This window comes from Ruegeria sp., from assembly GCF_028066395.1.
Taxonomy (GTDB): Bacteria; Pseudomonadota; Alphaproteobacteria; order Rhodobacterales; family Rhodobacteraceae; genus Ruegeria.
This window is the reverse complement of record NZ_JALCBM010000036.1, coordinates 16,826-43,586: the sequence shown is the minus strand read 5'-3', so window position 1 is coordinate 43,586 and position 26,761 is coordinate 16,826. Positions and strand designations below refer to the sequence as shown.

The following is a 26,761-nucleotide window of genomic DNA, read 5'->3' as shown; positions in this document are numbered from 1 at the left end:
TCTCGACCGTGTCCCAATGTTCGACAATCCGGCCATTTGCCACGCGAAACAGATCGTAAAACGCGCTGTGAGCGCCGTCGAACCGGCCTTCGCACACGGTCAAGACGAAATCCCCTTCGGCGAGAACGCGATGCAGATGCTGATAGTCAACACCCCGCTCCTCCCCATGCTGCGCCATTAGAGATTGTTTTAAATCCCCCAGATCGTCGCCAAGCCGAGGATTGTGTTCAACGAAATGAACCGCGCCGATATCAAAGTCGATACGGGCCACGTCGCCGCCAATCAGGGCGCCTTCGACAAAAGCACGCACAAAGGCGCGGTTCTCCTCGGTCCGTCCCGGATCGCTGACCTCGGTCACACCATCCACCATGCTGTGCCCCGACCGGTTCGGACCAAGGCGTTTCTGGATATTGTCCCAATGCTCAACCGCCCGCCCGTCTTCGAAACGAAACACCTCAAACCCGATATTGCGCCGCGAGAAATCGTATTCAGTATGCGCAAAGACAAAATCACCATCTTCGAACGCCCGCACAATGTTCACCCGAGGCGACGTCTCGGAAAGGCGTTTGAACAGCACGGCCAACCCCTCACTGCCTTCATGGGTTTGCGGGTTGTGCTGGATATACCTGGCTTCGTTGACGACCGCGATCGGGCCGGGATCACCGGTCTCGATGCTCTTGAGCAAGGCGCGGATACGATCCTTGTTACTGGCTACCATATCAGACCCTTCAAAATGGTACGAAGACGCGTTCAGAATGCCCGCAAAGATGACATGCGACAACCAGTTGACGGAAAAGGGCTGCGCGGCCTTCGGCCTTGCGTCCTGCGGACGGCAGGGGGGCCAGGCTCACGCGGGCTGCGCCCGCGTGAGCCTGGCCCAACGGGAGGAGACGTTCCGACAGGAATGTCGACGACGGGCGGGAGCGCTTTGGTTCAGACGTCCAGTGAACGGGCGATCAGTTCCTTCATCACCTCATTGGTGCCGCCATAGATCATCTGCACGCGCGCATCCGCGTAAAGGCGCGCAATCGGGTATTCCATCATGTAGCCATAGCCACCAAACAGTTGCAGGCATTCATGCATGACCTCGTTCTGCACCTCGGAGCCCCAGTATTTCACCATCGAGGCGGTGGCCGCATCCAATTCACCCACCTCAAGCTTGGCGATGCAGTCATTGACGAAACTGCGCAGCACTTCGGCCTTGGTCTTGCATTCGGCAAGCTTGAACCGGGTGTTCTGAAAATCCATCACCCGCTGACCAAAAGCCTTACGCTCCTGCACGTATTTCACCGTCTCGGCGATGGCAAAGTCGATCGCGCCCAGCGCCATGATGCCGATGGTCAGACGCTCCCACGGCAGTTGCTTCATCAACTGATAGAACCCCTGCCCCTCTTCCGGGCCCAGAAGGTTGGTCATCGGCACTTTCACGTCCTCAAAGAACAGCTCGGCCGTATCGTTGCCCTTCATCCCCAGCTTCTTGAGGTTGCGCCCCCGGCGAAACCCCTCGGCCCCCTCAGTTTCAACTACGATCAGGGACACACCCTTTGCGCCCAAGGATTTGTCGGTCTTGGCCGCCACGATCACCAGATCGGCGGACTGGCCGTTGGTGATGAAAATCTTCGACCCGTTGATCCGGTAGGAGTTCCCATCCTGCTCGGCCACTGTCTTCACCGCCTGCACGTCAGAGCCGGTGCCCGGTTCGGTCATCGCCAGCGCGCCGATCATCTCGCCCGAGGCCAGTTTGGGCAGCCATTTTCTCTTTTGCTCGTCGCTGCCATAGGCGGTGATGTAATGGGTTGCGATGGACTGAATGCCGTATCCCCAGCCGGCATCCCCCCGCGCGCTTTGTTCGTACAAAGTCACCGCATCAAAACCCATGCCGCCGCCGACACCGCCATATTCCTCGGCAATCGAACCCGCCATCAGCCCGGTTTCTCCGGCTTGCCGCCAGAAATCGCGATCCACGGCACCGTTTTCGACCCAAGTCTCGGTGTTGGGTACAAGCGCGTCATCCAGAAACCGACCCGCCATATCGGCAAACATCCGGTGTTCGTCGGTGACCCAAGCGGCAGTGCTGGTGAACAGAGACATTGTGACCTCACTCAATCTGATACTGCCATGAATTTAGCCCTGACCACGTCTCTCGCCAATCCACGTGACGTGGCGTCCTGCAACGAGGCTACGCAACGTTTCGCGCGAATTTACATTACCGGATAAGGATTTGCTGCCGGACCAGAGTGTCCTAAATATTGACGGATGAATGATCGGTCACCTCGCCCGAGGCGGCCACGCAGAGGATAGTCCATGCCGCATACCTTTTACCAACTGACCTTCACCCCCGCCGTTCGCGCCCATCAGGACCGCATGGGGTCCGCCGGGTCCTACACCAAGTTCATCGAGCGTGGATCGCTGCATGGCAATGAAATCGGCCCGAATGAGAAAGGGTTTATCGAGGCGCGGGACGGGTTTTATCAGGCCACCGCCTCGGAAACCGGTTGGCCTTATGTGCAGTATCGGGGCGGGCCTGTGGGGTTTTTGAAGGTGCTGGACAGCCGCACCATCGGATATGCGGATCTATCGGGCAACAAACAGTATATCTCGCGCGGGAATCTGGACGACAATGATCGGGTTGCGATGATCCTGATGGATTACGCCAACAAACGCCGCCTGAAAATTCTGGGCCGGGTGTCCTTTGCCGAAGGGGCCGAGGCGGCAGCAGACCTCTACCCCGAAGGCGCCGAGACCGAGGCAGAACGCGCCGCCTTCATTCATGTCGAAGGGGTGGACTGGAACTGCCCGCGCCACATCACGCCGCGCTTTACCGAAGCTGAACTGCGCCCGCATTTGAACGAGTTGGGCCGTCAGATGGCCCTGTTGCAGGCGGAAAATGAGCAGTTGAAGGCCGAACTGGCCCAACTGAAAGGGACTGCCGGCTAAAATACCGGAAAATCCCTTGACCTTCCTGTGGCTGGAACCCCCATGTGAGGGGCAAACCGGTATCAGGACGACTCGGATGACGGACCACCTGCCTATTCAGATCAAGATCGAGGGTATGAGTTGCGCCTCTTGCGTGGGGCGGGTCGAGGGTGCTTTGCGCGCGGTGCCCGGCTTGAACAGTGCGTCGGTCAATTTCGCCACGAAGACAGCGCAGATTGATTATCACTGCAAGCTCTCGGTCATCGCAGATGCGCTGAAGACAGCGGGGTATCCGGCGACCACCCGGCAGGCGGTACTGCAGGTCGACGGGATGAGCTGCGCCTCCTGCGTTGGGCGCATCGAAAAGGTGCTGAATGCCAGCCCCGGCGTGATTGACGCCCATGTGAACCTTGCGGCGCAAACTGCGACGGTCACCTATGTCGAAGGCGCAAGCACCCCGGCGGCGTTGGCGGCAGGCGTGGCCAAAGCCGGATATACGGCGCACCCGGCGGACACTCAGCCCGGTCACGACAGGTCTGCCAAGACCGATGAAATTGCCACTCTGACCCGCGCAACATGGATTGCGGCATTGCTGGCCTTGCCCGTCTTTGTGTTGGAAATGGGTGGGCATATGATCCCCGCCTTTCACCATTGGGTACAGGCGACAATTGGTGGTCAGACCAGCCATTTGATCCAGTTCGCATTGACCTCGGTCCTGCTGCTGGGTCCGGGGCGGGTGTTCTATACCAAGGGCATCCCGTCGCTGCTGCGCGCGGCACCGGATATGAACGCGCTGGTCGCGTTGGGGACCGGGGCAGCCTATCTCTATTCCGTGGTGGCGACCTTCACGCCGCAACTGCTGCCGCAGGGCACCGCCAATGTCTACTATGAGGCCGCCGCCGTCATCGTGGTTCTGATCCTGCTGGGCCGCCTGATGGAGGCGCGCGCCAAGGGGCGCACCGGGGCTGCGATCCGCAAGCTGGTCGGGCTGCAACCCAGCACCGCCCGGGTCGAACGGGATGGCGTGTTCACCGACCGCCCGATTGCCGAGATCATGGCCGGAGACATCCTGCAAATCCGCCCCGGCGAGCGGGTTCCGGTGGACGGACGCGTTCTGGACGGCAGCTCTTACGTCGATGAAAGCATGATCACGGGTGAGCCTGTCCCGGTCGGAAAAGAGGCGGATGACGATGTGGTTGGTGGCACGGTGAACGGCACCGGAGCGTTGCGCATTCGTGCCACTCATGTCGGGGCCGATACGGTTCTGGCACAGGTCATTCGCATGGTCGAACAGGCCCAGGGCGCGAAGCTGCCCATTCAGGGGCTGGTCGATCGGATCACCCTTCGATTTGTCCCGGCGGTGATTGGGGTTGCGGTGCTGACCGTTTTGGTCTGGCTGCTGATCGGTCCCTCCCCCGCGCTGCCGCTTGCTCTGGTGGCCGGGGTGTCGGTGCTGATCATCGCCTGCCCCTGCGCCATGGGGCTGGCCACGCCGACCTCAATCATGGTGGGCACGGGCCGGGCAGCAGAACTGGGCGTTCTGTTCCGCAAGGGCGACGCGCTGCAACAACTGCAGCAGGCGCGCGTGGTGGCGCTGGACAAGACCGGGACGCTGACCCTCGGGCGGCCCGAACTGGTGGATGTGATCCCTGCCAACGGGTTTGACCGCGCCGAGGTGTTGCGTTTGGCAGCGGCAGTCGAGGCCCAATCGGAACATCCCATTGCCACGGCGATCACCCGGGCGGGACCGAAGGTTTTGCCTGAAGTGACTGCGTTTCAATCCCTGACCGGACTCGGCCTGCGGGCTGAGGTTGACGGGCGCTCAGTGCTGGTCGGATCGGATCGTTTGATGGCGCAAAACGGCATCAATCTGGGCGCTCTGGCGCCCGAGGCGGCCAAACAGGCCAGCGCTGGGGCGACACCGCTTTATGTGGCTGTGGACGGCAAAGCTGCTGCGGCGCTGGCGGTTTCGGACCCGATCAAACCCGGCACCCGCGCGGCTCTGGCGCGCCTGCACGAGATGGGGCTGACGCTGGCCATGATCACCGGCGACAATGCCCGCACGGCGCAGGCCCTCGCTGATGAGCTTGGCATCGACCATGTCACCGCCGAGGTTCTGCCCGACGGCAAACTAGCAGCAATCGACGCCCTGCAAGAAAAACTCGGCCCGGTGGCCTTTGTCGGCGACGGCATCAACGACGCCCCGGCCCTGGCTGCGGCGGATATTGGGATTGCCATTGGCACCGGCACGGACGTGGCGATTGAGACGGCAGATGTGGTGTTGATGTCCGGTGACCTGCGCGGCGTGGCCAATGCGGTCGAGATCAGCCGCCGCACCATGCGCAACATCCGGCAGAATCTGGGTTGGGCCTTTGGATATAACGTAGTGTTGATCCCGGTCGCCGCGGGCGTGCTCTACCCGTTTGGCGGCCACCTGTTGTCGCCCGCTCTGGCCGCCGGGGCCATGGCCCTGTCCAGCGTCTTTGTCGTCTCGAACGCCCTGCGCCTGCGCCGCGTCCGCGCCAGCGTTGCCGAGGCACCCGAAGCGCTGCAAACGCGCGAGGTTCACTCATGAATATCGGAGATGTCGCCAACCGGACCGGGCTGCCCGCCAAGACGATCCGCTATTACGAAGAGATCAACCTGATCAAACCCTTGCGCGACGCCAACGGCTATCGCCGGTTCCGTGAGCAGGACATTCACAAGCTGAATTTTCTGGGCCGCGCCCGGGCTTTGGGCTTCACCATCGAAGATTGCCGCACCCTGCTGGCGCTTTATGAAGATGAAAGCCGCGCCAGCGCCGATGTCAAACGAATCGCACGCGAACATCTGGGCCAGATCGACGCCAAGATTTCCGACCTGCGTGCGATGCGCGACACGCTGGGTCATCTGATCGACGCCTGCGCCGGGGATGACCGCCCCGACTGCCCGATCCTGCGCGATCTGGGCGGCAAGACGTAACGCGGGGTTGCCCTTTCGTCCGGGCTTTGCTTTGTCATGCCCCGAGACTCCGGCCCCTGTTTCGGGACCGGACAGAGGAGAGGATCAGCAAATGGCAAAAGTCGCATTCCTTGGCCTGGGGGTCATGGGTTATCCCATGGCCGGGCACCTTCAGGCCGCCGGGCATCAGGTCACCGTTTACAACCGCACATCCGCCAAGGCCGAGGCCTGGGTGGCCGAGCATGGCGGCACGATGGCCACCACCCCGCGCGCGGCTGCCGAAGGGGCAGAGTTTGTCATGGCCTGCGTCGGCAATGATGACGACCTGCGCATGGTCTGCACCGGAGAAGACGGCGCCTTTCACGGCATGTCCGACGGGGCGATCTTTGTCGATCACACCACCGTCTCGGCCAAGGTGACGCAGGAATTGTACGGCACCGCCAAAGGGCGGGGGATTGCCTTTGTCGATGCGCCGATCTCGGGCGGTCAGGCGGGGGCCGAAAACGGGGTTCTGTCGATCATGTGTGGCGGTGATCTACCCGCATATGAGGCCGCCGAGCCGGTGATGCAGATCTATTCCAAAATCTGCCGCCGCATCGGAGACTGCGGCGCGGGCCAGTTGACCAAGATGTGCAACCAGATCGCCATCGCCGGGGTAGTTCAGGGCCTCAGCGAGGCGCTGCATTTCGCCGAGAAAGCCGGTCTGGACGGGCGCGCGGTGGTTGAGGTGATCAGCCAGGGCGCGGCGGGCAGCTGGCAGATGGTGAACCGGTATGAGACCATGCTGGACGACCATTTCGAGCACGGCTTTGCCGTAGACTGGATGCGCAAGGATCTGGGCATCTGTCTGGACGCGGCCAATGAAAACGAGGCATCCCTGCCGCTGACGGCGCTGGTCGATCAGTTCTACAAGGATGTGCAAAAGCTGGGGGGTGGACGTTGGGACACCTCGGCATTGATCAAACGGTTGCGGGCGCTGGACTGAGGCAAGGGGGCGCTGCCCCCGTCGCAGCAAGCTGCGACTCCCCCGAGGTATTTTTGAACAGAAGAAGGCGGCTGGGCTGAGCATATGACAGACGGTTCGAAAGACGATTTGACGGCATTCTGGGCAAAGGCACTGCGCCGGGTTTGGGGGCTGGAGGCTCGGCTGACCCGGCTGGACGGAGAGTATGACCTGAACTTTATGGTCCGGGCGACCAACGGGCAGGATTACGTGCTGAAGGTCATGCGGGCGGGTTGTGCGCCGAACCTGGTCGATCTGCAGATCAAAGCGCTGGCGCATATCGCATCCGAGGCGCCAGGTCTGCCCTTCCCCAAGGTTTTTCCCAGCGTGGCTGGGGATTTGCTGCCGGAAATTGCCGATCAGGACGGGCAGCCGCGTCTGGTTTGGTTGCTGGAGCGCTTGCCCGGACGGTGTTACGCCGAGACCGCGCCGAAATCCGAGGACCTGATCCTGAAGCTGGGCCGGGTTCTGGGGGCGACGGATCGGGCGCTGGAAGATTTCGCACATGACGGCCTGCACCGGGCAGGTTTCAAGTGGGACATGATGCAGGCGGCGTGGATCGCACGACAATTGGGTGCCATCGCCGATCCGGGCCGACGTGCGCTGTTGCAAGAGATCACCGGCGCGTTCAGTGCGATTTCCGGCGATCTGGCGCGTTTGCCGCAACAGGCCATCCACAATGACCTCAATGATTACAACATTCTGGTCGAGGGCGAGTTGAGCGAACGCCGCAGTGTCTCGGGCCTGATTGATCTGGGCGATATGTGCGCCGCGCCGCGCGTGTGCGATCTGGCGATTGCCGGTGCTTATGTGGTGCTGGATCACCCCAAGCCCGAGCAGGCCTTGGCCGCCTTGGTGCGTGGCTATCACGCCGCCCATCGCCTGAGCGCTGATGAGGTCGATCTGATCTGGCCCCTGCTGCGCATGCGGTTGGCGGTTTCGGTGGTGAACTCGACCCTGATGGCGATCGAGAACCCGGATGATCCTTATGTGACCATCAGTCAGGCCCCCGCCTGGCGCTTTCTTGAGAATGACCGTATCAACGGCGACCTGATGACTGCGCGCCTGCGCGTGGCCTGTGGTCTGCCCGTGGTTGACGGTGCTGAGCGCATTCATACCTATCTGGAGGATCACCGGACCCATTTCGCGCAGCTGTTCGATCACGATCTTGGCGACGCGCCGATGGGGTCTTTGTCTGTTGAGAATTCGACCTGGCCACAGAACCCCTTTCACATGCCAGCCGAAGAATCCGCACGGGTTGGGGAAGAGCACAGCGATGACCTGTGGCTGGGATATTACAACGAACCGCGTCTGATCTATGCCGAACCCGGGTTCCGCAAGGGACCGTGGAAAGCCTCGGACCGGCGCACCGTGCATCTGGCGGTGGATGTCTTTGCCCCGGCGGGCAGCGTTCTGCACGCGCCGCTGAGCGGGCGGGTCGAGGTGGTCGAGAACCGCGACGCGCATCTCGACTATGGCGGGGTGGTGATCCTGCATCACGAAACGCCCGAGGGCGACGCCTTTTACACGCTCTACGGTCATCTGGACCCCGAGGTTTGTGACCGCCTGAAACCGGGCGACCCGGTGGCGCAGGGGGCGGCCTTTGCCCGGTTGGGGGATGCCAACCAGAATGGCGGCTGGGCGCCGCATGTCCATTTCCAACTGGCCCTGACCACTGACGGGATGGGCGCGGACTGGCCCGGTGTGGCTGACCCGGATGAGTTGGGGTTGTGGAATGCACTCTGCCCCAATCCGGCGGCCCTGTTGAACCTGCCGGACGACAAGGTGCTGTATCGCCCGACCGACAAACAAGCGGTTCTGCAGGGTCGGAGGGACCATTTCGGCGGCAACCTGTCGCTGACCTATGACGACCCGGTGATGCTGGTGCGCGGGTGGAAACATCACCTGTTCGACGAATGGGGGCGGCCCTATCTGGACGCCTATAACAACGTCCCCCATGTGGGCCACGCCCATCCCCGCATTCAGGCGGTGGCAGCGGATCAGTTGAAGCGGATGAACTCAAACACCCGCTATCTGCACCCGGCGCAAACCACTTTTGCCGACAAGGTGCTGTCCAAACTGCCGGATCATTTCGAGGTCTGTTTCTTCGTCAACTCGGGCACCGAGGCCAATGAACTTGCCCTGCGACTGGCCCGGGCCCATACCGGCGCAAAGGGGATCGTGACACCGGATCACGGCTATCACGGCAACACAAATGCGGCGGTGGCAATCTCGGCCTACAAATTCAACAAACCCGGCGGCGTGGGTCAGGCCGATTGGGTTGAACTGGTCGAGGTGGCGGACGACTATCGCGGCTCTTACCGGCGCGATGATGCGGAACGCGCCACAAAATTCGCGAATTTTGTGGACCCCGCAATCGCCGCTTTGCGCGACAAAGGTCAAGGCGTGGCAGGGTTTATCGCCGAAACCTTCCCTTCCGTCGGGGGGCAAATTATCCCGCCGAAAGGCTATCTGCCTGCGGTTTATGAGAAAATCCGCGCGGCGGGTGGCGTCTGCATCGCCGATGAGGTGCAAACGGGCCTTGGACGGCTGGGCGAGTATTACTTTGGCTTCGAACATCAGGGCGCGCTGCCCGATATCGTGGTGATGGGCAAACCCATCGGCAACGGGCATCCTCTGGGCGTACTGGCAACCACCCGCGCCATTGCTGACAGTTTCAACAACGGGATCGAGTTTTTCTCGACCTTTGGCGGCTCAACCCTGTCCTGCCGCATCGGGAAAGAGGTTCTGGACATCGTCGACGACGAAGGCCTGCAGGACAACGCCCGCGTCATGGGCGACCGCTTGATGGAAGGGCTGCGGCAGATTGAAACCGACTTCCCCTGCGTCGGCGACGTGCGCGGGATGGGCCTGTTTCTGGGTGTCGAACTGATCAACCCGGATGGCTCGGAAAGCACCGAGATCTGCGCTTACGTCAAGAACCGGATGCGCGACCACCGTATCCTGATCGGCAGCGAGGGGCCCAGGGACAATATCCTGAAAATCCGCCCGCCCCTGACCATCGAGGCCGAGGATGTGGACATGATCCTCTGGGCGTTACGGAACGTTCTGGCCGAGATGGGTGATTACTCCCCTGCCCCGGTCTGCGACCACGATCACCACCACGCCGGATGCGGGTGCTGCTGAAACGTGGCGATCGAGCGTAGAAAAACAAAACCCCGGCGATAATTGCCGGGGTTTTGCTGTGCCAATCAGTGCACCATGGCTGAGGGCGCATGATGCCCTGTTGTAGGCACGGGGGTTGCAGAGGTCATTCGTCTTAGAACCAGCCCAAGCTCCTCGGACAAAGAGGCCAGTGCCGGGGCAAAATCAGGCCGCACGATCAGCGAGGCCATCATCATTGCATCTTCGCGCGCCCCTTCCGAGGCGGCACCGATCATCTGCGCAAAGCAGTTTTCATCCGCACCCAGACAGGAACATCCCAGCCCGTGACGGATCAGGGGACGTCGTCCGTGATGGGCGCACAACGAGCACAGCCGGTCCAGCGTCATCATCGCGGCACGCCCCTGATCGGCGCCCAGCGCGATATCGAAATCGCTGGCCGCATCGGCGCGACCGGATTTCCCATCACCCCAAAGGCGCAGATACATGACCGCACCAGCCTCAATCGGGTTCAGGTCGGCGATACGCCCGACAGCGGCCCCGCCGCGCGAATTTGGTCCACTCATTTCGTCAGGATCAACTTACCGGCGCGGGTGATCCGCAGGGTGTAAAGCTGATCGCCCAGCTCGATATGGGCCAGGTTGCCGCCATTGGTCAGCTCTTCGGCCTTGTGGGCCGGCAGCATCGAAACAGCATAGCCTTGGGTCGGGGTCGGGTTTTGCGCGTTCATCGGGACATCTCCAGAGCGTGTCGGGCAAAGTGCCGTATCTGTTAATGGTTTTTGTGATCTGGCTGACCCTGAACGGGTTGGCTTTCTGTTCCTGAGCTTTAATCTGATTAATTTAGTAAGGAATGTCAAGTCCCGGTTTTCAAACCTTTTCGAATGCGCAGAGTTGCGCCGTGACACCTGCCCGGTTTAGGGCTGGAATCAACGGAAACCAAAGGCGACCCCTATGACTGCAACTGTTGTTTTCGATCTGGACGGTACATTGATCGACAGCCTCCCTGACCTGTCTCAGGCAGTGAACCGAATGCTGGCGGATGTGGATCATGCACCGCTGCCACAATCGACGGTCCGGCGATTCGTCGGCAACGGCCTGCCGAAGCTGGTGCAGCGGACGATGGATCATTGCGGGCTGCCCGCCGCGCGCCATGCGGAGCTGACGCAAACCACTCTGCGTCATTACAAGGCCGCCGCCTGCGACAAAACCACTGTCTATCCCGGCGTGCCCGAGGCCCTGATCCGGCTGCGCGATATGGGCTGCGTTTTGGGCATCTGCACCAACAAGCCCGAGGCCCCGGCCCGACATGTGCTGGACGCGCTGGGACTTGCCCCCTATTTCGATGCGGTTCTGGGCGGTGACACGCTGAGCATCCGCAAACCGGACCCTGCGCATCTGCAGGCCAGCTTTGACGCCCTGCCCGATGCCGGGCCCCGGATTTACGTGGGCGACAGCGAGGTCGACGCCGAAACCGCGCAGCGGGCGCGGGTGCCGTTTTTGCTGTTCACCGAAGGGTATCGCAAATCTCCGATCGCTGAACTGCCGCATCACGCCAGCTATGACCACAACAGCGCCTTGCCCGATCTGGTTCGTCGCATCGCAGAAACGCCCCCCGTCAAATAGAATTGAGGGGCCGGCCGAGGGGGTTTAGGCCGACCCCCCATAGGGGATTTCAAGTGAGAGTGGTTGGGCCGCTTGGGCCCTGGTAATGTATTCAACCTACCTTAGACGGATGGTTCGCGAAATTGGGGGTTTCCCGTAGTCGGGCAATTTTGTCAGATTTTTCCGGCGATATTTCGCTCAAAGTTCAGCGACCGGAGCTAGATCAGAAACCCCAACGCGGCGCGGGCGATGACCAGTTCCTCATTGGTGGGAATCACCATCACCTGAACGCGCGAGGTATCGGTTGAGATCACGCGCGCGTTGTCACCGTTGGCATCGGGGTTCAGATCTATTCCGAACCAACCCATATCGGTGCAGATCTGCTGACGCACCAGCGCCGAATGCTCGCCAATACCGCCGGTGAACACCACCGCATCCAGCCCACCCAGAACGGCGGTCAACGCACCCAGTTCGCGCCGGGCGCGGAAGGTGAAATATTCGATCGCCCTGCGGGCCTCGGGCCGGTCCGATTGCTCCAGCGTCCGCATGTCATTGGACAGGCCCGACATGCCCAGCAGGCCGGACTGGCGATACAGAAGGTCCGAAATCTCGGCCGCGCCCATGCCTTTCTGCTGCATCAGAAACAGCAGCGCACCGGGGTCGATCTGGCCACTGCGCGTGCCCATCGGCAGCCCGTCCATGGCGGAAAACCCCATGCTGGATCCAATGGATTCACCATTCTTCATCCCACACATCGAGGCCCCGTTGCCCAGATGCGCCACCACCACCCGCCCGGCATGGACCTGCGGCGCGGTCTCGGCCAGATGGCCCGAGATATAGTCGTAGCTCAGCCCGTGAAACCCGTACCGTCGCACGCCCATCTCGTAATACTCGATAGGCAGCGCAAACGTGTCGTTGACCCAGGGGTGGTGGCGATGAAAGGCGGTGTCGAAACAGGCGACCTGCTGCGCCTGTGGGAACCGCGCCATCGCGGCGCGCACGCCTTGCAGGTTGAACGGCTGATGCAGGGGCGCAAAGGGTTCCAGCATCTCAAGCGTGTTCAGATTGTCCGGCGCAAGCAGGATGGGCCTGTCGTGATCCGGCCCGCCATGCACGATCCGATGCCCGACCGAGACCACCCGGGCCGAGGGGAAATGCCCGGCCAGCAAGTTCAGCACACAGTCAATCGCACCCGCATGATCCTGCAACGCGCCGGGGGTCGCATCCGCAATCACCTCGCCATCGGCCATACGAGCGCAGAGATTGGCCGCAGGGCGCCCGATCCGCTCGACCGCGCCGGAACAGATCAGCGCAGGCTCCGGACCCTCTGCCGTGAACAGCGCAAATTTGAGCGAGGATGACCCCGCATTCAGCGTGATGATATGATCCATGCCCTAACCCGCCAGCACGGCCTTGAAAGGCCAGTCGGGAAGATCGGCTGCGTCAGCGATCTTCAACGGATCATATGGGGTAGTCCGGCTGTGCATCGGGTCACTCGGCGGCTTGTGTGGTCAAGGTCTAGCCCATGGATGCTGCGCATAGAAACAGGGTCTTTGAACGCGAACTGTAGGCAGTTTGAACCGGATGTCCATCCGCATTCCCCGACGGGAGACGACTGTCCAAAATCACCTCAGCGCAACCCCGCCACCGCCTTTTGCAAAGCCACGATCATCGCGTCGCGTTTTTGAGATAACTCGGCCGGTGACAGCCCCCCGGCCTCGGATGCGATGCCTTCGGTCAGTTGTCCGGTCACCTCGTCGGTCAGGTAGACTTGGCCCAGATCGTCCCACCAGCCATTGAAGGTGTCGGTGAAGTGGTCGCAAAAGGCCTGCAACCCGCCCTCACCCGCGCCAAGGTTGAACAACATGGTCGGCCCCATCGCCGCCCATCTCAGCCCCGGGCCGGACCAGATGGCCTTGTCCACATCCCCGACCGAGGCAACGCCGGTGGCGACCAGATGGATCGCCTCGCGCCAGATCGCGGCCTGCAGGCGGTTGGCGACATGGCCGGGCACCTCCTTGTGCAGGCGGATCGTGGTCTTGCCGATGCTTTCGTAAAATCGCTGCGCATCCTCGACCACGCCGGGGGCGGTGCGGTCATTTCCCAGCACCTCGACCAGAGGGATCAGGTGCGGCGGGTTGAACGGATGGCCCAGCACAAACCGCGACGGATCGGCCCAGCCCGGCTGCATCTGCCCCAGTGTCAGGCCCGAGGCCGAGCTGGCAATGATCGCATCCGGTGCCAGTGCGGGTTCGATTTCGGCAAAGGTGGCATGTTTGATCGGCAGTCGCTCGGGCACGCTTTCCTGCACGAACCCGGCCCCTTCGACCGCTGCGGCGGCGCTGGCGTGGAAGGTGATCGCGTCAGGGGTGCCTCTTGTCATCAGCCCCAACTCGGTCATAGCGGGCCATGCGGTTTCGATATAGTCGCGGACCCTGCCTTCGACTGCCGGGTCAGGATCGAACAGAGCAACCGACCGCCCCGAAGCCAGAAACAACGCCGCCCAGCTGGCCCCGATCACCCCGCCGCCCAGGCAGGCTGTATGCTGAAACTCCATCAGAACAACCCCGGATTAAGCGGAGAGGCCGCCGTCATGCCGCCATCCACAGTAAACATCTGACCGGTCGCGAACCCAGCCTCGTCCGAGGCCAGCCAGACTGCCATGCTGGCGATATCCTCGGGTCTGCCGAACCGGCGCGTGGCGTGGCGGGTCAGCGCGTCCTGCCGGGCGGCCTGCGGGTCGCGGGCCAGATCGAAACCTGCGTCCAACATGCCGGTCTCGATCCAGCCGGGACAGATCGCGTTGCAGCGGATACGCGGCCCGTGATCGACGGCAATCGAGCGGGTCAGCCCATGCACGAACGCCTTCGACGCGTTATATAGCGCCATGGACGGGTCCGCGACCCTGCCCGAGATCGAGCCGATATTGATGATCGACCCGCCTTGCGGCATGCGCGGAATAAACGCGCGGCACATGTTGAACACGCCCCGGCAATTGGTGCCGATCACCGCATCCCAATCCGCATCCGAACTGTCTGGCACGGTCTTTTCGACCTGAACACCTGCGTTGTTGACGAGGATATCAATGCCGTCCGCTTCATTCGCCAACCGCTCAACAGCATCCGCGTCGGTGACGTCCAGCGTGTACCAGATGACGTCTTCAGCCAGCCCATCCGGTCGGGGGCCACGTCCGCAGGTGGTGACCGCAGCGCCCTCACGCGCAAAAGCATCGACAATCCCGCGTCCGATTCCCTGCCGCCCGCCGGTGACCAGCGCCCGTTTTCCTGCCAACCGCATCAGCCTGCCCCTCTCCCGTGTCGCGCAAACATCACGCTGCCCTCACAGTTTCATCTGCTGCACCTGTGCGCTCAGCCCGCCATCCAGAACCCAAAGCTGCCCGCTGGCATAGCGCGCCTCGTCCGAGGCGAGCCAGTTGACCAGATTGGCGATATCCTCGGGCGTGCCGTAGGTGCGCATCGGATGCACGTCACGCACCGCCTGTTGCAACTGGTCAATGCTCTGACCGCCCCCGCCCGAGCCATCGCCGGTGAAGAAACTCTGCAACATGGGGGTGTCCACATAGCCCGGGCAGATGGCGTTCACGCGGATGCCTTCGGGTCCATGATCGCAGGCCATCGCCTTGGTCAGCGCGTGCACCGCGCCCTTGGTGGCGCAATAGGCGGCCAGCCCGGGATCGGCGATGAACCCGTCATAGCTGCCGAAATTGATGATCGAGGCCGAGGCGCCCGACGCCGCCGCCTTGCGCAGCAAGGGCAGCGCGTGTTTCGAGGTCAGGAATGTGCCGGTCACGTTCACCGCGAAGGACAGGTTCCATTCCTCCAACGTCGTCTGTTCGATGGTCTTCTCAATCTCGATCCCGGCGGCGTTGACCAGAATGTCCAACTGGCCGGATTCGGAACCTACCTGCTCCATCGCTGCAATCGCGTCATCCTCTTGCGTGACGTCCAGCTTAAGAAATGTGCTGCCGTCGTCGTCATGCGCCGCCAATGATCCCGGCGGCGTCAGATCAGCGGCATAGACCTTTGCCCCTTCGCGCAGGAAACGTGCCACAATAGCGCGCCCGATCCCGCCGCGCCCGCCGGTGACCAGCGCGGTTTTGCCTTTCAGCATCATTCGTCATTCTCCTTCAACGGCGGATAGCGATAGCGGGCCGCCGCAACGGTCCAGTCCATATGGTTGCGCACATATTCCTGCGTGGCATCGCGCGGAGGGTTGTAATCCCACGATTCACCCGCCCCAGCCTCCATCGCCGCATGCAGGGCGCGGCGGGATTTTTGCGTGGCGATCACATCAGCGCGCAGTTGTTCACTGTCCCATCGGCGCGCGACTTCGGCGGCAAATCCCGCCGATGCCTCGGCATAGGCCGGGTCGTCAGCCACATTCACCTTCTCCAACGGATCGACGTCCAAATCGTACAGCTGCGGCGGATCGGGATCGCAATGGATGTATTTCAACGACCCGCGCCGGATCATGAAGACCGGAAAGGGCGTCATCTCGGCGCAATATTCGCCGATGGCTTCGTCCACCGGATCGGCCTCTGCGCGCGCCAGCGGCATCAGGGAGCGGCCATCCACCGGCTCGCCAAACATCGCGTTGTTGCCGCCTGCGATTTCGACGAAAGTCGGCAACAGGTCCAGCAGGGAACAGGCATTCGGGGCCGAGCCCTGCGCCACGCCCGGCCCCGCCATGATCAGGGGAACTCGGGCCGAATGTTCAAAGAAGTTCATCTTGTACCACAGGCCGCGCTCACCCAGCATGTCGCCGTGATCGGCGGTAACGAGGACGATGGTATTGTCCAGCTCTCCGGTCTCTTCGAGCGCCTTGACCATCGCCCCCACCTTGCTGTCGAAATAGCTGACATTGGCCAGATATGCGCGGCGGGCGCGGCGGATTTCTTCTTGGGTCAGAGGGATATAGCTCGCCTCGATCCCGTCCATCACCCGGCGCGAGAACGGGTCTTGTTCCTCGGGCGTCAGGGTGAAATCCGGCATCGGCACGTCGGTGTCGTCATACAGGTTCCACCATTCGGGCTTGGCCACATAGGGGTCGTGCGGGTGGATAAAGCTGGCCACCAGACAGAACGGAGCCTCATCCCCCGCCGCCCGGTCCCGCCCCCGGTCGATCAGCCAGCGGCGGGCGGCGAACTCGACCTCGTCGTCATAGTCGGTCTGAAAGGTGGCAACCGCCACGCCGCTCTCCTTGACCGTTTGCATGTTGTGATACCACTTGTCGATGCGCTCATCCGGGGCCTCCCAATCCGGGGTCCAGGCGAAATCGGCGGGGTAGATATCGGTGGTCACGCGGTCCTGAAACCCGTGTTTCTGGTCGGGGCCAACAAAGTGCATCTTGCCCGACAGGCAGGTCCGATAGCCCAGCGCCTTGAGGTAATGCGCAAAAGTGGGGACCGAGGCGCGGAACTCGCTGGCATTGTCATAAGCGGCAATCCGGCTGATCAACTGCCCGGACATGAAGGCAAACCGCGACGGCGCGCAGAGGGGTGAGTTGCAATAGGCCCCATCAAACCGCATCCCCCGCGCGGCCAGCGCATCGATATGGGGGGTCTTGACGGTCGGGTGGCCGTAAGCGCCGCAGAAATGCGGCGCCAGTTGGTCGGCCATCACCACGACGATATTGGGTCGCCTCATGGGGCGGCCTGCGCGTAGGCGTCTAGCACCAGACCGTGAAAATGGTGCACCGCGTGTTCCGATTTCCCCGATCCGTTCGGATCATGGACGATGCGGCCTTGGGTGAAGGCAGGCGTGCTCATCCCCCGCTGTACGCTTTCGACGATGTCGATATCCTCGCGTTGCAGAACCTCGTCCAGATAGCGGATGGCTTCCAGTTCCGCTTCGTCCGGTTCGGGGGTTTCGAGGAAGAAATCATAGGTCTCCAACGTCCGGTCGGGGCCAATCGGAATGATGTTCAGCACGATCATCGAGGATCGCCCGGGGTATCGCATCAGACAAGTCGTCGGCCACAGCCACCAAACCGCATGGGTCCGCACCGTGGCGTTCGAGACGTCATAGGCGGTGTTCGCGCCCTTGCCCGCCTCGGCCATGTGGCTGGAATAGATGCCATAGGTCGTCACCTTATAGGTGTCCATATCGACCAGATCGCAGAAATCCTTATGCGCGGTCGGGCAGTGGTAGCATTCGAGGAAATTGTCGACGACATTCTTCCAGTTGGATTTGATATCATAGGTCAGCCGATGCCCGAATGTCAGGCTGTCGATATCCGGGGCCCAGTGGCGAATCTCGGTTTCCAGATTGCCTGACACCTCGCGCAGAGGGCGCGCCTCGGGGTCAAGATTGACGTAGATGAATCCCGCGAATTCCTCGACCTGCACCTGATCCAGACAGATGTCCGAGGTGTTGAAGTCGTTCAGGTTCTCGGTCTCGGGCGCACGGACCAGTTGGCCGTCCAGCTTGTAGACCCAGGCATGGTAGGGGCACATGATCCGGGTCGTCTCGCCCTCACCTGACAGCAGATGATGAGCGCGGTGCTTGCAGACATTGTAGAAGGCACGCAGCGCGCCCTCGCGATCACGCACCACAGCGATGGGGCGGCCCGCGATCTCGACCGTCACATAGGACCCCGGCGCGCGCAGCTTTTCCACATGGCAGACCCACTGCCATGTCTTGGCGAGAATCCCGTTCTGATCCACCTGAAACCAGGCCGGATCGACATACGCCTCGGCCTTCAGAGATTGAGTGTTGAACGGGTCAGGGCTGTAGCCGTCAGCAATCCGCGCGAATTGGGTTTTGGAGGGCAGCTGGGTCATGGCGGTCTCCGCGATTTAGGGCCGGGTTTGGCGTATGGTGTTCATGATCTTCGGAAAATCGAACCACGTCTTAACTTTTTCAGCCTCTATTTTGCCTAAATACGCCATCACAAACCGGCCTTGCGATGCATCGGCCAGGCCCTGTATTCGAACGGTACGCGCCCCTCGATCCGATCGCGGCTGGGCGGTAATCCGAACCTGTCCTTGTAGGCCCGGCTGAAATGCACCTGACTGGCAAAGCCCGAGGCGATGGCGACCTCGGCAATCGGCATCTCGGTCTGCGTCACCAGCCCCCGTGCCCGGTCCAGCCGGATATCGCGATAATACAGCGCCGGTGTCTTCTTGATATAGATGGCAAATAGCCGGTCCAGTTGACGGTGAGAGATCCCGGCCCGTTTGCAAATCTCAGGCACCGGCAAGGGGTCTTCCAGATGGGCCTCCATGATCTGGATCGCCGATTTCAACGTGGCCGGGACGATTGCGCCCAAGGGCTCACTGCCTTCGGGCTGTTGTTGCGCGGCAGGGCCACGCAGGCGGTCGTGGAAAATGTAACGGGCCGCCGCATTGGCCAAAGCACTGCCATGGATGCCCTGCACCATCTGCAGCCCGAAATCTACCGCTGCGCTGCCGCCGCAGCAGGTGACCCGGTTCCCGTCCAACTCATAGAGATTCTCGACCACCTCAATATCTGGATAAAGCTCCTGAAAGGCGTCGATATGCTCGTAGTGGACGGTGGCGCGGCACCCTGCCAGCAACCCCGCCTGCGCCAGAATGAACGCGCCGGTATCCAGCGCGCCAAGCGTTGCCCCACCGCGCGCCCAAGTCCGCAGGGCGGTGCGCAGCCGTGTGGTCAGGTGCCGTTCCGGTGTCCAACTGGCAGAGACGATAACGATATCCGCCGGATGGGCCGTAACATCTGCCAAAGCGGTGGTGTCGATACCCGCCCCGTTGCTGGCTGCGCAGTATCCCCCGGCCTCGGACACGAAATCCCATTTGAAATAGGTCTTTCCGTCCAGATAGTTGGCTGCGCGAAACGGATCGATGAACCCCATCGTCGCCGAGATATTGAAGCTGGGCGCAACGATCACAAGCAGGCGGGTTTCAGCCTCAGCACCTTGTCCCATGTCGCCGCCACCTTGGATTACCGGAAATCAGCCTTCAGAAGACCGCGTTTGCCCCCCGCGCGCAAGCCCGGCCTGCGCCAGCGGCGTCACGATCAGACGACCTGCATCCTGACTTGCGAACAGATCGCGCAGATTGTCGGCAAAATGCCTCACGATCCGCCGGGGGTTCTGCGGCAGATAACCCAGACCGATCTTCAGCGGATCAACCGAAGGGCTCAGCGGCAGGGCCACAACCCTGTCCCCGCCATAGGTCACATCCGTGGCCGGGCGCATATGCAGGATCGAACATCCCACCCCTGCCCCAACCAGACTGCGCACCATCTCTAGCGAGGTCGCCGTGCTGGCAACCCGGGGCGCAATACCGGCCCTTTCGAACAGACGGCTGTAATATTCGCTAACCACCGGCAGGTCGAGCAGCACCATGTCCTCTGACCCCAGATCGGACAGGGCGACGCTGGCACGCCCCGCAAGCCGATGCCGCTGCGGCACAAGCAGATAGGCTGGAACTTCGATCAGCGGTTCGAAACTGACATCAGGCTTCATGCTGTCCGCCACGCACAGGATGACGTCGAACCGACCCGAGGTCAGCCCCGCCTGAGCCGTCTGGTTGTCGCATTCGGTGAACTTGATATCGACGCGCGGGTTATCCGCCAGCATCGCGCGCGCAATCGCGGGCATGAAGGCGGGCGCAACCGGCGCATAGTACCCAACCCGCAGCGTGCCGGTCAGCTGCGTGCGCATCTCGGCACCCGCGCCCATCAGCCCTTCGTATTCGTCCAGCAGATGCTGAATGCGCGGCATCACGATCCGCCCGGTGGCCGTAGGGGCGATGCCCTTGGCCCGGTGCCTTGTGATCAGTTGCAGGCCAAAGGCGTCCTCGACCTGATTGACCGCCGCCAGAATGGCCGAGGGCACCACATGCATGTCCCGCGACGCCTCGGTAATGCTGCCGCATTTCACGGCGGTCATAAAATAGCGCAGGGCTTTCAGGCTGACATCCATGGCGATCCCTTTATTCAGAAATTTCGACTTTAGTATTCCTATTTTTCTTTTTTTCAAAAGAAATGCTTTGCGCTTTATTGACCGCATCGGGACATCGAAAGGGTAAAGACGATGCAAACGCATGCACGTGTCGTGGTGATTGGCGGCGGGATCGGCGGGCTATCCGCGCTCTACCACCTGACCCTTGAAGGTTGGACCGATGTGGTTCTGCTGGAACGGAATGAGCTGACCTCGGGCACCACATGGCATTCCGCCGCCCAGTGCCCCAGCGTCGCCTTCAACCAATTGCTGCTGTTGCTGCGCCGGTACACGATCGACCTGTACAAGGAACTGGCCGAGGACCCCGCCTATCCGATCAATTACCACCACGCCACCGGCGGCATGCGCCTGCTGACCAGCCCCACCCATGTGGACGAGGTGCATCACATCATGTCCGTCGCCAAGGGGCTGGGGATCGAGTTCGATCTGTTGGACGCCGCCGAGGCCAAACGGCGCAATCCGTTGCTGGAGGTCTCGGACGTGCTCGCGGCGCTATGGGATGAAAAGGACGGCGATATCGACCCCGCGCAGCTGTGTCAGGCGCTGGCGGCCCGGTCGCGCAAGGCGGGCGCCGCGATCCATCGGAACACGCCGGTGACGAGACTGAAACAGCAACCCGGCGGTGAATGGCTGGTATCCACCGACAAGGGCTCAATCACCGCCGAACATATCGTCATCGCTGCAGGTTACCGCGTGAATGAGGTCGGCGCGCTGATGGGCATCAAATACCCGGTCATCGCGATGGAGCATATGTATTTCGTCACCGACGACATCCCCGAACTGGTCGCCCGCGACGGTCGGGTACCCATGGTCCGCTGCCCGCGCGACACGTTCTATATGCGGCAGGAAAAGAACGGGCTGCTGGTCGGCATCTATGAACATGACTGCAAGACCTTCGGCATGGATGGCATCGACCCGGACTTCGTGAATGCGCTCTGCCCCAATGATCTGGACCGGCTGTTGCCCAAGATGGAGCCGATCTTTGACCGCTTCCCCTGCTTGCAGGAGGTCGGCATCAAGTCCGTGGTCAACGGGCCGATTTCCTATGCTGCCGATGCGGGCCCTCTGATCGGGAAACAGCCGGGGCTGCGCAATTGCTGGTCGATGAACGGGCTGCGCGTGGGCATTGGCGAAGGTGGCGGATACGGCAAGATGCTGGCTCAGATGATCGTGCATGGCGAAACCGAATGGGATTGCTGGCAGCTGGACCCGCGCCGGATCACCAGCCATGCCACCACCGAATACACCGCCCTGAAGGCCATCGAGGATTATCAGAACGAATTCCGCTGGCATCTGCCCCACGAACACCGCCCGGCCGGGCGACCGGCCAAAGCCTCACCTTTGCACCCTGTGCTACAGGCCAAAGGGGCCGCATTCGGCGTGGTCAACGGGTGGGAACGGACAAGTTTCTACAAACCCGGCCCCGCGTTTACCGAAAGCCATGGTTATCGGTTCCAAAACTGCCACGATGTGGTCGGGGCCGAGATACAGGCGCTGACGGAAAACGTTGGTCTGGCCGAACTGTCAGGTTTCAACCACTACCGCATTACCGGCCCAGACGCACTGGACTGGCTGAGCGGCCTCACGTGCTCACCCGTATCCGCGAAACCAGGCAAGGCGTCGCTGTGCTATTTCCTGACCCCCAAGGGCAATATCGCGGGCGAGGCCACGAGTGTGCCGCTTGACGAGCATGAGGTCTTCTACGGCTCTGCCGCAACGGCGGAATATCACGATATGGACTGGCTGACCGAGAACCTGCCGCACGGCTCGGACATCCGCATCGAGAGCCGGACAAACACGCATACAATGCTGGTGCTGGCCGGTCCGAAAACCCGCGACCTTCTGGCCTCGGTCTCCCCCCGCACCGATTGGAGCCAACAGGCTTTCCCATGGCTAAGCGCGCAGCGGGTCTTTATCGGCCATGTCGAGGCGCTGGCCATCGCCATCAGCTATTCCGGCGAACAGGCATTCGAGCTGCACATCCCCAACTCCCAACTGCTGGCCGCCTACGACATCCTGACCCGCGCAGGTGAGGCATTCGGCCTGACGCATTTCGGAATGTACGCCATTGAGTCCATGCGGTTGGAAAAAGGCTATGGACACTGGAAAGGCGATTTCATCACCGAATTCAACCCGGTCGAGGCCAAGCTGTCCCGCTTTGTCGATCTGAACAAGGATTTCCCCGGCAAACCCGGCCTTCAGGCACAAATGGCGGCTGGCAATCGCAAAGAACGAGTTGTCCTTGAGTTGCACAGCACCGAGGCCCCGGCGCAACCGGGCGAAGGTGTCTTTGTGAACGGAAAGCCCATCGGCTCGATCACCTCAGCCGCTTGGGGATATCGGGTGAACAAGAACCTCGCGATGGCCTATATCGAACCCGAACATGCCGGAACCGGGTCGGTCGTCGAAATTCTTCTGTTCGGAAAAACCGTGCAGGCGACCGTGCAGCAACTGTGCCTGTTCGACCCGCAAAACCACCTGCCCCGAGGGCTGGCCTGACGGCCAGCCGTCCAGCGCGAGTTCAGGTCATGCCCAGCGCTTCTTTGTACATCTCGATGACGGCTTCCTGTTCGGCAATGTCATCCTTGTCTCGCTTGCGCAGGGCGATGATGCTGCGCATGGCCTTGACGTCGTAGCCGCGCGCCTTGCTTTCGGCGTAGACCTCTTTGACCTGATCGGCGATATCCTTCTTTTCCATCTCCAGACGCTCGATGCGTTCCACGAACTGGCGCAGCTCACCTGCGGTCACCCGGTAGTTGGCGGCGGCCTGGTCTTCGGTGATGTCTTCCATCTAAGTCTCTCCCACGGGCTGATCGGCGATGCGAAGGTTATCGGGCACCCTGCCGGATACATCGACACCACGCGGGGCGCAAGCGCGCAATCGGGCCGCCGGGCTTGTCCCGGCACCGCCGATCCGCTAAGCGCGGTCGCAGGAAAATTGGCAAGCGTTGGAAACCATGTTCGACATCATCGTCTGGGGCGGGGCCGCCCTGTCCGTGGCCGGGTTGATCGGCCTTGTCTGGTGCATTCTGCGGGTGATGAAAGCCCGCAAATCCGGCCTGTCCGACGATGAGTTGCGCGCCGCCGTCCAAAGCGTGCTGCCCTGGAACATGGGCGCGCTGTTTTTGTCGGTGATCGGGTTGATGATGGTCATCCTCGGCATTTCACTGGGATGACCACCCCGGTCAGACCGGCATATTGTCAAATCGCGCCTCGATCGCATCCTCGCACAGCGCCGCATCCAGACGCCGCAGACGCGACGGAATATTCACGCCGCTTGCGCGCATCCGGTCCAGAACTTTGCTGACGCTGGGTTGCAGGGCCAGCCGGGTATCAAGGCATGCGCCGTCCAGCTTTTGTTCCAGCTGTTCGGCTTCGGAAAAAAGATCCTGAGCAGTCATGGCATCCTCCCACATGTCACCACTGTGTCCGATATATGTAACGACATTAAGACCAATTTGAGACTCGGTGAACTTCACGCAATTTCTTGCCTGTCGCCGCAGAAAATTGGCCCCAAGCCGCCCGATGATGAAAGATTAGGCGAAATCACCTATGATCGCCTTGAGCGACATCAAAACGTGATCTGGAATTTTCGACACATTCCATTACCTGTATGGGAATGCGCCGACAGGAGGAGCCCATGACGCCCAAAGTGCAACCCTTCTTCGACCCTGAGACCTTTACGGTGTCCTATGTGGTGCAGGAACCCGAAGGTTCGGCCTGCGCCATCATCGACAGCGTGCTGGATTTCGACCACGCCTCGGGCCGGACGAACACGGCATCGGCGGATCGGGTCATTGAGTATGTAAATGATCAGGGTCTGCGGGTGGACTGGATATTGGAAAGCCATGTGCATGCCGACCACCTGTCCGCCGCCCCCTATCTGCAACAGAAACTGGGCGGCAAGATCGGCATCGGTGCCAATATCGTGGTGATCCAGGACACGTTCGGTAAAATCTTCAACGAAGGGACCGAGTTTCAGCGCGATGGCAGCCAGTTCGATGCGTTGTTTTCCGAAGGCGACAGCTTTCACATCGGTCAGATGCGTGGGGATGTTCTGCACACGCCCGGCCATACACCGGCCTGCATGACCTATGTGATCGGGGATGCGGCTTTTGTCGGGGATACCCTGTTCATGCCCGATTTCGGCACCGCGCGCTGCGATTTTCCCGGCGGGTCATCGGCGGATCTTTATGCGTCGATCCAGAGGATTCTCGCACTGCCGGATGAGACGCGCATCTTTGTGGGCCACGATTACAAGGCCCCCGGGCGGGACGAATACGCATGGGAAACAACTGTCGGAGAGCAAAAGGCCCTGAACGTCCATATCGGCCAGGGCCGCAGCATCGAGGACTTTGTCGAGATGCGCGATGCCCGTGACGCCACACTTGCGATGCCCCGGCTGATCCTGCCGTCGCTGCAGGTGAACATGCGCGCAGGGCAGATGCCGCCTGCGGACGAAAAAGGCGATGTGTTCCTGAAGATACCCGTCAACAAGATGTGACCCACAAAACCGTGGCGCGCGAGGGCGATGTGATCGTCCCCAACCCGGTGCAGGACGCAATGCCAACGCTTCGGGGCCTGCCGTTTGCCCTGAAACCCGGCGCGCAACTGGACAGGCTGGCCAACGCGGCCTAAGCATTCGCCATGGAGATTCGCCCGATTACCCCCCGCTACGCCGTCTCGCCCCAAATCTCGGTCGAAGACGTGCCCGCCATTGCCGAGGCAGGTTTTGTCAAGGTGATCTGCAACCGCCCCAATGCCGAGGTTCCGCCCAATCAGCAGTCGGACGCCATTGGCGAGGCCGTGCGGGCCGCGGGGATGGAGTATGAGGTGCTGGAACTGACTCACCAGACCATGACCCCCGAAAACGTCGCGCTTCAACGGGATCTGGCCGAAAGCTGCGCGGGGCCGGTTCTGGCCTATTGTGCCTCGGGCACGCGGTGTTCGGTGGTTTGGGCGCTGGGCCAATGCGACCGGCTAAGCACTGACGAGATTCTGGATGCCACCGGCAAGGCCGGATACGCGCTGGACGGTCTGCGCCCGGCGCTGGACCAGCTGCGCGAGACGTCATAGTCCGGTCAGATCACCATCCTCTCCATGCTCTGACAGCCCCGCTAGTTGCGAGATTTCCGAAACCATTTGGTGGGAATCAGTTAAAGTCAGCTCCTCTTCGTCCGGGATCATCAGATCGGCGGACAACAATGTATCAGGCAAGGCATCCGCATCCTCGGGCGGGATGACCTCGGAAACCTCGGCTGGCCGTCCCGTCCGGCTTTCCAGAAAACCACTCTCAAGCCCGTCCGCCAAAGCTGGCAGCGGCGCATGTTCGTTAAGCCGCACCGCGCGCATGCCACCGCATTGACCGAGCCTGCCGATGGCCGCGCGGGATCGGTCGATTGTCTGCACCTCAGTCCGGTCCAGACGTGCGCCGGTCAGGGGCAATACATCCCCCGCTTTCAATTCGGAAAAACTCGAAAGCGGCAACGCCATCCGGCAGATCATTGCATGCAGCTCGGCCCGCATCACGCCCGAGGCCTGACCCAGACTTATCCCGGCGTCCACGGCTTCGGGGCTGTGGTCCACCTCGGCTTCAGACAATTCCGGCAGCAAAAGCGTCAGATGCCCTTGCCGCAACCCACCCGCCAGATCGACGGTCAAGTCAAACACCCGGTAGGTTTCATTCACCAACCCCAGTAGCAACGCGCGCGCATCCTCGGCCCGTGAGGCATATTCGAAACCGGAGAAAAGCGCGATGTCTGGCGGAGCCTCAACCAGACCCTGCGTGCGCGTGAACAAATCCTCGATCAGTGGCGCGGCCATTGCCGCGTCGGTATCGGTGAAAGGTCGAGGCTGCGGCTCACCGCCCATCACCTCTCCGATGGTTTGGGTCTGCACGATGGCCGAAACGCACCCCGCATCGATGCAGACCGCCGCCGCCCGGTCACCGGCGGCAAAGTGCAGCAGCATCCAACCATCTGCGATCACCTCGGTCAGGTCCTCCTGCATGCGCACGGCCTGTTTGATGCCGATCACCGACAGGGGCAGGTTCAACCGCTCTCCCGCCGCGCGGGCCAATGCCAAACGCAAGGCGCGCAGAATCGAGCGGGGGTTGTTCCCGGCACTGTCCTGTCCCGCCGAGAGTTTGCGCGCCAAGGCTGCGTTGGGATGTTGTGTCATGGCATTGAGCCGCCCCAGAAATCCTGAT

General features: G+C 61.7%; 26 protein-coding genes. 11 read left to right on the top strand and 15 right to left on the bottom strand.

The window, feature by feature from the left end; all coding sequences use genetic code 11:
- Together MPJ51_RS12590 and MPJ51_RS12585 are read right to left on the bottom strand one after the other, a co-directional pair.
- Nucleotides 1-718 (bottom strand): nuclear transport factor 2 family protein (locus MPJ51_RS12590; RefSeq protein WP_298387050.1); only part of this gene is annotated, 718 nt, incomplete at its 3' end.
- 215 nt (nt 719-933) lie between these two features.
- On the bottom strand, nt 934-2,091 hold the full coding sequence (locus tag MPJ51_RS12585; RefSeq protein WP_298387047.1) for an acyl-CoA dehydrogenase family protein: 1,158 nt from the start codon (nt 2,089-2,091) through the stop codon (nt 934-936).
- 213 nt (nt 2,092-2,304) lie between these two features.
- Here MPJ51_RS12585 and MPJ51_RS12580 point away from each other — a divergent pair, with 213 nt between their 5' ends.
- The 5 genes from MPJ51_RS12580 to MPJ51_RS12560 all read left to right on the top strand — a co-directional run bounded on the left by MPJ51_RS12580 (nt 2,305) and on the right by MPJ51_RS12560 (nt 10,006).
- Nucleotides 2,305-2,937, top strand: coding sequence for a pyridoxamine 5'-phosphate oxidase family protein (locus tag MPJ51_RS12580; RefSeq protein ID WP_298387044.1), 633 nt, complete (start codon nt 2,305-2,307; stop codon nt 2,935-2,937).
- Between the two features lie 76 nt (nt 2,938-3,013).
- The gene (locus tag MPJ51_RS12575; protein ID WP_298387041.1) at nt 3,014-5,491 is read left to right on the top strand and encodes a heavy metal translocating P-type ATPase; all 2,478 of its coding nucleotides are present in this window, start codon (nt 3,014-3,016) and stop codon (nt 5,489-5,491) included.
- Nucleotides 5,488-5,877 (top strand): Cu(I)-responsive transcriptional regulator, encoded by a 390-nt coding sequence (cueR, locus tag MPJ51_RS12570; protein ID WP_298387039.1) that lies wholly within the window; start codon nt 5,488-5,490, stop codon nt 5,875-5,877. The genes MPJ51_RS12575 and cueR overlap by 4 nt, the downstream gene beginning before the upstream one ends.
- Before the next feature lie 91 nt (nt 5,878-5,968).
- A complete protein-coding gene (locus tag MPJ51_RS12565) occupies nt 5,969-6,841 on the top strand; it encodes an NAD(P)-dependent oxidoreductase (protein WP_298387036.1) in 873 nt (290 codons plus the stop codon).
- Nucleotides 6,842-6,925: 84 nt separating this feature from the next.
- Nucleotides 6,926-10,006 carry an aminotransferase class III-fold pyridoxal phosphate-dependent enzyme gene (locus MPJ51_RS12560; RefSeq protein ID WP_298387033.1) on the top strand — a complete coding sequence of 1,027 codons (3,081 nt, stop codon included), beginning with the start codon at nt 6,926-6,928 and terminating at the stop codon, nt 10,004-10,006.
- A 65-nt stretch (nt 10,007-10,071) separates the two neighbouring features.
- Here the strand turns inward: MPJ51_RS12560 and MPJ51_RS12555 are convergent, their stop codons facing one another.
- A complete protein-coding gene (locus tag MPJ51_RS12555; protein WP_298387030.1) occupies nt 10,072-10,548 on the bottom strand; it encodes a hypothetical protein in 477 nt (158 codons plus the stop codon).
- Nucleotides 10,545-10,712, bottom strand: coding sequence for a hemin uptake protein HemP (locus MPJ51_RS12550; protein WP_298387027.1), 168 nt, complete (start codon nt 10,710-10,712; stop codon nt 10,545-10,547). Before MPJ51_RS12550 ends, MPJ51_RS12555 begins: the two co-directional genes overlap by 4 nt.
- A gap of 223 nt (nt 10,713-10,935) precedes the next feature.
- Between MPJ51_RS12550 and gph the strand changes: the two genes are divergently transcribed.
- Nucleotides 10,936-11,607: a phosphoglycolate phosphatase gene (gene gph / locus MPJ51_RS12545; RefSeq protein ID WP_298387024.1), complete on the top strand. Its 672-nt coding sequence runs from the start codon at nt 10,936-10,938 to the stop codon at nt 11,605-11,607.
- Between the two features lie 197 nt (nt 11,608-11,804).
- Here the strand turns inward: gph and MPJ51_RS12540 are convergent, their stop codons facing one another.
- From MPJ51_RS12540 to MPJ51_RS12505, 8 genes are all read right to left on the bottom strand, one after another.
- Complete coding sequence (locus MPJ51_RS12540; RefSeq protein ID WP_298387021.1) at nt 11,805-12,977, bottom strand: acetate/propionate family kinase; 1,173 nt, start codon at nt 12,975-12,977, stop codon at nt 11,805-11,807.
- A 239-nt stretch (nt 12,978-13,216) separates the two neighbouring features.
- Nucleotides 13,217-14,143, bottom strand: a complete 927-nt coding sequence (locus MPJ51_RS12535) for a 3-hydroxyacyl-CoA dehydrogenase NAD-binding domain-containing protein (protein ID WP_298387018.1) — start codon at nt 14,141-14,143, stop codon at nt 13,217-13,219.
- Nucleotides 14,143-14,883 (bottom strand): SDR family oxidoreductase, encoded by a 741-nt coding sequence (locus tag MPJ51_RS12530; protein ID WP_298387015.1) that lies wholly within the window; start codon nt 14,881-14,883, stop codon nt 14,143-14,145. Before MPJ51_RS12530 ends, MPJ51_RS12535 begins: the two co-directional genes overlap by 1 nt.
- Nucleotides 14,884-14,925: 42 nt before the next feature.
- A complete protein-coding gene (locus tag MPJ51_RS12525; protein WP_298387012.1) occupies nt 14,926-15,720 on the bottom strand; it encodes an SDR family oxidoreductase in 795 nt (264 codons plus the stop codon).
- A complete protein-coding gene (gene betC / locus MPJ51_RS12520; RefSeq protein WP_298387010.1) occupies nt 15,717-17,252 on the bottom strand; it encodes a choline-sulfatase in 1,536 nt (511 codons plus the stop codon). The genes MPJ51_RS12525 and betC overlap by 4 nt, the downstream gene beginning before the upstream one ends.
- Entirely contained in the window at nt 17,249-18,388 is a 1,140-nt protein-coding gene (locus MPJ51_RS12515) for a ring-hydroxylating oxygenase subunit alpha (RefSeq protein WP_298387007.1), read from the bottom strand. The genes betC and MPJ51_RS12515 overlap by 4 nt, the downstream gene beginning before the upstream one ends.
- Before the next feature lie 107 nt (nt 18,389-18,495).
- Complete coding sequence (locus tag MPJ51_RS12510) at nt 18,496-19,512, bottom strand: GlxA family transcriptional regulator (protein ID WP_298387004.1); 1,017 nt, start codon at nt 19,510-19,512, stop codon at nt 18,496-18,498.
- Nucleotides 19,513-19,539: 27 nt separating this feature from the next.
- Nucleotides 19,540-20,514, bottom strand: coding sequence for a LysR family transcriptional regulator (locus tag MPJ51_RS12505; RefSeq protein ID WP_298387001.1), 975 nt, complete (start codon nt 20,512-20,514; stop codon nt 19,540-19,542).
- A gap of 111 nt (nt 20,515-20,625) precedes the next feature.
- Here MPJ51_RS12505 and MPJ51_RS12500 point away from each other — a divergent pair, with 111 nt between their 5' ends.
- A complete protein-coding gene (locus MPJ51_RS12500) occupies nt 20,626-23,052 on the top strand; it encodes an FAD-dependent oxidoreductase (protein ID WP_298386999.1) in 2,427 nt (808 codons plus the stop codon).
- Between the two features lie 22 nt (nt 23,053-23,074).
- Here MPJ51_RS12500 and MPJ51_RS12495 read toward each other — a convergent pair whose 3' ends face one another.
- Complete coding sequence (locus MPJ51_RS12495; protein WP_298386997.1) at nt 23,075-23,344, bottom strand: DUF2312 domain-containing protein; 270 nt, start codon at nt 23,342-23,344, stop codon at nt 23,075-23,077.
- A 166-nt stretch (nt 23,345-23,510) separates the two neighbouring features.
- On the opposite strand from MPJ51_RS12495, the gene MPJ51_RS12490 reads away from it, so the two are divergent.
- Nucleotides 23,511-23,729, top strand: coding sequence for a hypothetical protein (locus MPJ51_RS12490; protein ID WP_298386994.1), 219 nt, complete (start codon nt 23,511-23,513; stop codon nt 23,727-23,729).
- 9 nt (nt 23,730-23,738) lie between these two features.
- Here MPJ51_RS12490 and MPJ51_RS12485 read toward each other — a convergent pair whose 3' ends face one another.
- Complete coding sequence (locus tag MPJ51_RS12485) at nt 23,739-24,032, bottom strand: hypothetical protein (protein ID WP_298386992.1); 294 nt, start codon at nt 24,030-24,032, stop codon at nt 23,739-23,741.
- Nucleotides 24,033-24,193: 161 nt separating this feature from the next.
- Here MPJ51_RS12485 and MPJ51_RS12480 point away from each other — a divergent pair, with 161 nt between their 5' ends.
- From MPJ51_RS12480 to MPJ51_RS12470, 3 genes are read left to right on the top strand one after another with little or no spacing between them, the layout of a single operon-like run.
- Nucleotides 24,194-25,057 carry an MBL fold metallo-hydrolase gene (locus tag MPJ51_RS12480; RefSeq protein ID WP_298386990.1) on the top strand — a complete coding sequence of 288 codons (864 nt, stop codon included), beginning with the start codon at nt 24,194-24,196 and terminating at the stop codon, nt 25,055-25,057.
- Nucleotides 25,054-25,191 carry a hypothetical protein gene (locus tag MPJ51_RS12475; RefSeq protein WP_298386988.1) on the top strand — a complete coding sequence of 46 codons (138 nt, stop codon included), beginning with the start codon at nt 25,054-25,056 and terminating at the stop codon, nt 25,189-25,191. Before MPJ51_RS12480 ends, MPJ51_RS12475 begins: the two co-directional genes overlap by 4 nt.
- A gap of 9 nt (nt 25,192-25,200) precedes the next feature.
- Nucleotides 25,201-25,629, top strand: coding sequence for a TIGR01244 family sulfur transferase (locus tag MPJ51_RS12470; RefSeq protein WP_298386986.1), 429 nt, complete (start codon nt 25,201-25,203; stop codon nt 25,627-25,629).
- Here the strand turns inward: MPJ51_RS12470 and MPJ51_RS12465 are convergent.
- A complete protein-coding gene (locus tag MPJ51_RS12465; RefSeq protein WP_298386984.1) occupies nt 25,624-26,733 on the bottom strand; it encodes a flagellar motor switch protein FliM in 1,110 nt (369 codons plus the stop codon). The genes MPJ51_RS12470 and MPJ51_RS12465 overlap by 6 nt on opposite strands.
- Nucleotides 26,734-26,761 lie beyond the last annotated feature (28 nt).

Bases quoted from the DNA above. Each gene is read 5' to 3' on its own strand.
- MPJ51_RS12490 (WP_298386994.1), top strand. From the start codon at position 23,511: ATGTTCGACATCATCGTCTGGGGCGGGGCCGCCCTGTCCGTGGCCGGG.
- MPJ51_RS12540 (WP_298387021.1), bottom strand. From the start codon at position 12,977: ATGGATCATATCATCACGCTGAATGCGGGGTCATCCTCGCTCAAATTT.
- MPJ51_RS12585 (WP_298387047.1), bottom strand. From the start codon at position 2,091: ATGTCTCTGTTCACCAGCACTGCCGCTTGGGTCACCGACGAACACCGG.
- MPJ51_RS12515 (WP_298387007.1), bottom strand. From the start codon at position 18,388: ATGACCCAGCTGCCCTCCAAAACCCAATTCGCGCGGATTGCTGACGGC.
- betC (WP_298387010.1), bottom strand. From the start codon at position 17,252: ATGAGGCGACCCAATATCGTCGTGGTGATGGCCGACCAACTGGCGCCG.
- MPJ51_RS12470 (WP_298386986.1), top strand. From the start codon at position 25,201: ATGGAGATTCGCCCGATTACCCCCCGCTACGCCGTCTCGCCCCAAATC.
- MPJ51_RS12525 (WP_298387012.1), bottom strand. From the start codon at position 15,720: ATGATGCTGAAAGGCAAAACCGCGCTGGTCACCGGCGGGCGCGGCGGG.
- gph (WP_298387024.1), top strand. From the start codon at position 10,936: ATGACTGCAACTGTTGTTTTCGATCTGGACGGTACATTGATCGACAGC.
- cueR (WP_298387039.1), top strand. From the start codon at position 5,488: ATGAATATCGGAGATGTCGCCAACCGGACCGGGCTGCCCGCCAAGACG.
- MPJ51_RS12495 (WP_298386997.1), bottom strand. From the start codon at position 23,344: ATGGAAGACATCACCGAAGACCAGGCCGCCGCCAACTACCGGGTGACC.
- MPJ51_RS12555 (WP_298387030.1), bottom strand. From the start codon at position 10,548: ATGAGTGGACCAAATTCGCGCGGCGGGGCCGCTGTCGGGCGTATCGCC.
- MPJ51_RS12535 (WP_298387018.1), bottom strand. From the start codon at position 14,143: ATGGAGTTTCAGCATACAGCCTGCCTGGGCGGCGGGGTGATCGGGGCC.
- MPJ51_RS12505 (WP_298387001.1), bottom strand. From the start codon at position 20,514: ATGGATGTCAGCCTGAAAGCCCTGCGCTATTTTATGACCGCCGTGAAA.
- MPJ51_RS12510 (WP_298387004.1), bottom strand. From the start codon at position 19,512: ATGGGACAAGGTGCTGAGGCTGAAACCCGCCTGCTTGTGATCGTTGCG.
- MPJ51_RS12550 (WP_298387027.1), bottom strand. From the start codon at position 10,712: ATGAACGCGCAAAACCCGACCCCGACCCAAGGCTATGCTGTTTCGATG.
- MPJ51_RS12465 (WP_298386984.1), bottom strand. From the start codon at position 26,733: ATGACACAACATCCCAACGCAGCCTTGGCGCGCAAACTCTCGGCGGGA.
- MPJ51_RS12480 (WP_298386990.1), top strand. From the start codon at position 24,194: ATGACGCCCAAAGTGCAACCCTTCTTCGACCCTGAGACCTTTACGGTG.
- MPJ51_RS12500 (WP_298386999.1), top strand. From the start codon at position 20,626: ATGCAAACGCATGCACGTGTCGTGGTGATTGGCGGCGGGATCGGCGGG.
- MPJ51_RS12560 (WP_298387033.1), top strand. From the start codon at position 6,926: ATGACAGACGGTTCGAAAGACGATTTGACGGCATTCTGGGCAAAGGCA.
- MPJ51_RS12565 (WP_298387036.1), top strand. From the start codon at position 5,969: ATGGCAAAAGTCGCATTCCTTGGCCTGGGGGTCATGGGTTATCCCATG.
- MPJ51_RS12530 (WP_298387015.1), bottom strand. From the start codon at position 14,883: ATGCGGTTGGCAGGAAAACGGGCGCTGGTCACCGGCGGGCGGCAGGGA.
- MPJ51_RS12575 (WP_298387041.1), top strand. From the start codon at position 3,014: ATGACGGACCACCTGCCTATTCAGATCAAGATCGAGGGTATGAGTTGC.
- MPJ51_RS12580 (WP_298387044.1), top strand. From the start codon at position 2,305: ATGCCGCATACCTTTTACCAACTGACCTTCACCCCCGCCGTTCGCGCC.